This is a genomic window from Mesorhizobium sp. M6A.T.Ce.TU.002.03.1.1 (assembly GCF_003997275.1).
Taxonomy (GTDB): domain Bacteria; phylum Pseudomonadota; class Alphaproteobacteria; order Rhizobiales; family Rhizobiaceae; genus Mesorhizobium; species Mesorhizobium mediterraneum.
Genome location: NZ_RZTI01000232.1, coordinates 1 through 4323 on the forward strand (window position 1 = coordinate 1; position 4323 = coordinate 4323).

Consider the following 4323-nt stretch of genomic DNA (forward strand, 5'->3'; position numbering starts at 1 on the left):
GTCCAAGCCGTTAAGGGCTATGTGGCCACGGCTCACGAGCAGTCCGTGACCAGCTTCCTGATGAACATCATCCCATCAACCATTGCCAGTGCCTTCGCGGAAGGCGACATCCTGCAAGTCTTGTTCTTCTCGGTCCTGTTCGGCGCGGTCTGCCGCTACAACGGCCGCTCGATCTTCTCTCTCGTCCGATACATCAAGGACGAGCTGCTGCTCGCAACGTCCTCCTCGGAGGCCGCGCTGCCCTCGCTCATGGAGAAGATGGAAAAGGCCGGCGCCACGCATTCGGTCGTGGGTCTCATTCCATTCAATCTGGACGGCACGAATATGATGCTCGCCGCCCTCTTCATCGCCCAGACGACGAAAACTGATCTGCCGATCGGCTGCCGGATCCTCATGCTGTTCGTCGCATTGTTCCCTTCGAACGGAACAACCCGCATTACCGGTGCAGGCCTCGTCACAATGGCTGCAACGCTCTTTCTTGTTCCGGCCGCACCGGTCACCTCCGTGGGTCTTATTCTTGGCGTCGATCAGCTTATGTCCGAATGCCACGCGCTGACGATATTTCTCCGCAGCGTAGCGGCAACGCTGGCTGTCGCCCGGTCTGGGGCGAGCGGGATAAACGACGATTCGGGGAGCGCCTCACTAGCGGACCGTTCAGCGCTCTGGCGGTGGACGGTCAAGTCGCCCGGCGTGGTGAACGCAGTTCCCCGCGCGAACGACGCTCAGCTATTGGGGTGGGCCCGATGGCGCAAAGCCGTATTTGAGAAACCGCCAGATCGCACCCGCACCTGTGCGCCTGTAGCAACTGCGGGGCACGATCAAAAGCGACCCATTTTACACCGAAAAGGCGGGCCGTTGCTGCCACGCCGTCCATGGATTGGAGCCTCATGTCTAAGACAACGGCCACCACTCTCGCGGTTCTCCTTTTTCTCCTCGCCGTGCTGCTTTCCGTGCTGGCGAGCCATAATAGCGCGCACCCGCCGCGGGAAAGGCCGCCCCCGCCCATGCAGTCGTGCCAATGGACAGTCAAAAGTGGAGCGGCGCACTCGTCAACGACCCCGCTTCGCCAAATCGCCGGCAACCCGGAAGGTCCGGGGACCCTTCAGCGCTCTGCCGGGCGGACGGTCAGTCGCCCGGCGTGGTGAATGGCGGTCGCGGTTGCCCGGCCCGCGCGAACGACGCTCAGCTGGTGGGGTGGGCCCGATGGCGCAAGGCCATCTTTCCAGAAACCGCCAGAGCGCACCGGCATCTATAGCTGTGCGCCCTCGCGACTGCGCCCTGTGGCAAGTGCGGGGCTCGATCAAAAGCATTTTACACCAAAAGGCGGGCCGTTGCTGCCACGCCGTCCATGGATTGGAGACTCATGTCTAAGCCGACTGCCATCACTGTCGCAGCTCTTCTTTTACTCCTCGCCGTGCTGGCGAGCCAATATAGCGCGAACCTGCACCGGCAGGCGTGGTCGATCGACAGGCAAAAGTGGAGCGGCGCATTCGACAACGACCCCCTTCGCCAATCGCCGGCAACCCGCAAGGCGATGCCGTTCTGGTCATATTCAATGACTACCACAACTGTCCGCATTGCAGACTGGCAGATCTCAACTACCAAAAAGCCTTCAAGAATGATCCCAATCTGAAGCTTGTGATCAGACGGTTCCCGGTCCTGGGACCGGATTCCCAATCGCACTCGCCTCGAGAAAACAGGGAAAGTTCGACGAATTCCACCGCGCCCTTATGACTTCCCCCAGTTGGATCATTGAAAGGATCACTCTCAAGATCGCAGCGCGTGTGGGCCTTGACGTGGAGCAGCTCAAGCGGGAATGCAAGATCCGGCCATCGCAGATGAACTTGCGCGCGTCCGCGCACTCGCGAAAGGTCTGCACATCGACCGTACGCCCGCGTTGGTGGTCGGCGATATAGTGATCGCCCACCTGGTCGACATGGCCAGCTTGCAACGCTTGCTCGCCGATGCGCGCTCAAAGCGTGCAGGCTCTCGTGCGGGGCAGCATCTGTAGATCGGCCACGCTGTTGTTGCCGGAGCGTGCCGTTTGTGGCAGCTGGCTTTGCTGTTGCTCCTCGGCATCTTGTTGCGGTCATCCAGCTGCCGTGGGCGCCAACAACAATCCTGAGCGCCCGCGCCTGAAGGCGCTGGCCGGGTGCTCGTGAACCGAGCCCGCTTATCTTCGCCAGGCTCAGGCGGTCTTGGCCCTGCGGCTTCGCCCCCTGGCGCGGGGCAGCCTTCGGCTGCTGACGGTCGCCGGCCTGTCGGCCGGCGTCGTTTTTATCGTGGCCTTCCCCGGTGGCGCAGGGCGGGCAGCACTCCCTTCTAGGCCCGCCGCGGCGTCCCGCAACCCTTCGCTTTCGCTTCGGGTCCTCCACTCCGTTCCGGTCCTGCGGATGCAGTCCGCCTCCGACGTCGGGCCTTTCCGGTCGCTTTCGCCGCCCACCCCGCTTCCGGGGAGGGCGCGATTGAAGAGCGGAGGACATCACGATGCGTGCAAACAACAAACGTTGCGGCAGCCGACAGGCTGGCGCAGAGAGTGGCGGGCGCACCGGCGCCAGCCTTTATCAGGAAATCACCGACCGCATCATTGCCGAACTGGAGCGCGGCACCGTGCCATGGGTCAAGCCGTGGGGCAGGGCAAGGACAGGCCTCGGCCTGCCGCGGAATGCGGCCACCCAGCGCCGATATTCCGGCATCAATATCCTGATCCTGTGGGGCGGGGTCATCGATCGCGGTTTCCCCAGCCAGAACTGGCTCACCTTCCGACAGGCGCTTTCCCTAGGTGGCAATGTCAGGAAGGGTGAGCACGGCACCACCATCGTTCACGCTGACCGCTTTGTTCCCAAGAACGAAAAGCAACGCGCCGACACCGATGGCGACGAACCGCAGGCGGTGCCCTTCCTGAAGCGCTTTACCGTCTTCAATGTCGCGCAGTGCGATAATCTGCCCGAACATCTTTATGCCGCCGGCGAGCCTCTGCCTGAGCGCGAGATGGTCCCGCAGGCCGAGGCGCTCATTCATGCAACCGGCGCTGATTTTCGCATCGGCGGCGAGCGCGCCTTCTACATGCCCGGCAGCGACACCATACAGGTGCCGCCGCAGCCGGCTTTCTTCCACCAGATCGACTATTACCGGACCTGCTTTCACGAGCTTGGCCACTGGACCGGCCACCCGACGCGACTCGCGCGCGACCTGTCCGGCTCCTTCGGGTCCAACACCTATGCGCGCGAGGAACTGGTCGCCGAAATCGCATCAGCCTTCATCTGCAGCAGTCTCGGCATCGAGCCGACCGTGCGCCATGCCGACTACATCGGCTCATGGCTGACGGTTTTGCGCGAGGACAACCGCGCCATCTTCCGCGCCGCAAGCCATGCCTCGAAAGCCGCCGATTTCCTGCTTGGCCGCAATGCCGATGTCGAAGGCGAGGCACATGCCGAAACCGCCTATGGAAGCGCGCAATCATCACACGCGGCCGCCTTGCGCCTCTGATGACGCAAAAGCCGCGCAACCAACTCGACAGTTCTTTTGAGGTTGCGCTAACATGGCCGGCGTTGGCGCCGATCGTTTATCGGATCGAGGTTCGCAAAAAAAGGGCGGCATTGCTGCCGCCCCTCGTTGCGAAAGCTGCCAGAGCTGGATTAGAAATCCATACCGCCCATGCCGCCCATGCCGCCGCCACCCATGCCGCCAGGCATGCCGCCGCCGCCAGCCGACTCCTTCTTCGGAGCCTCCGCGATCATGGCTTCGGTGGTGACCAGCAGGCCGGCCACCGAGGCCGCGTCCTGGAGAGCGGTGCGGACAACCTTGACCGGATCGACGATGCCCATGGCGATCATGTCGCCATATTCGCCGGTCTGGGCGTTGTAGCCGAAGGTCGCGCCCTTGTTCTCAAGGATCTTGCCGGCAACGATCGATGCTTCCGCACCGGCGTTGGCCGCGATCTGGCGGGCCGGAGCCTGCAGCGCACGACGAACGATGTTGATGCCGGCGGCCTGGTCGGCATTGACGCCGGTGGCCTTGATGTTGGCCGAAGCGCGCAGCAGCGCGACGCCACCACCAGCAACGATGCCTTCTTCGACGGCCGCGCGGGTCGCGTTGAGGGCGTCATCGACGCGGTCCTTCTTTTCCTTGACTTCGACTTCCGTCGCACCGCCGACGCGGATCACCGCAACGCCGCCGGCGAGCTTGGCCAGACGTTCCTGCAGCTTCTCCTTGTCGTAGTCCGAAGTGGTCTCTTCGATCTGCTGCTTGATCTGGGCAACGCGGCCCTGGATCTCGGCCTTCTTGCCGGCACCGTCGACGATGGTGGTGTTCTCCTTGGAG

General features: G+C 63.1%; 5 protein-coding genes and 1 pseudogene. 5 read left to right on the forward strand and 1 reads right to left on the reverse strand.

The window, feature by feature from the left end; genetic code table 11:
- From EOC93_RS35195 to EOC93_RS32700, 5 genes and pseudogenes are all read left to right on the forward strand, one after another.
- Window positions 1-764 (forward strand): annotated as a pseudogene (locus tag EOC93_RS35195) (cation:dicarboxylase symporter family transporter); the annotation flags it as partial.
- A 599-nt stretch (window positions 765-1363) separates the two neighbouring features.
- Complete coding sequence (locus EOC93_RS35200) at window positions 1364-1633, forward strand: hypothetical protein (protein WP_245457304.1); 270 nt, start codon at window positions 1364-1366, stop codon at window positions 1631-1633.
- Window positions 1549-1734: a hypothetical protein gene (locus EOC93_RS35205; RefSeq protein WP_245458208.1), complete on the forward strand. Its 186-nt coding sequence runs from the start codon at window positions 1549-1551 to the stop codon at window positions 1732-1734. Before EOC93_RS35200 ends, EOC93_RS35205 begins: the two co-directional genes overlap by 85 nt.
- An 82-nt stretch (window positions 1735-1816) precedes the next feature.
- Window positions 1817-2011, forward strand: coding sequence for a hypothetical protein (locus EOC93_RS35210; protein WP_051695369.1), 195 nt, complete (start codon window positions 1817-1819; stop codon window positions 2009-2011).
- A 476-nt stretch (window positions 2012-2487) separates the two neighbouring features.
- Complete coding sequence (locus EOC93_RS32700) at window positions 2488-3489, forward strand: zincin-like metallopeptidase domain-containing protein (RefSeq protein WP_051695374.1); 1002 nt, start codon at window positions 2488-2490, stop codon at window positions 3487-3489.
- A 149-nt stretch (window positions 3490-3638) separates the two neighbouring features.
- Here EOC93_RS32700 and EOC93_RS32705 read toward each other — a convergent pair.
- Window positions 3639-4323, reverse strand: a 685-nt coding sequence (locus EOC93_RS32705) for a TCP-1/cpn60 chaperonin family protein (RefSeq protein WP_281033177.1), incomplete at its 5' end; no start/stop codon positions are given.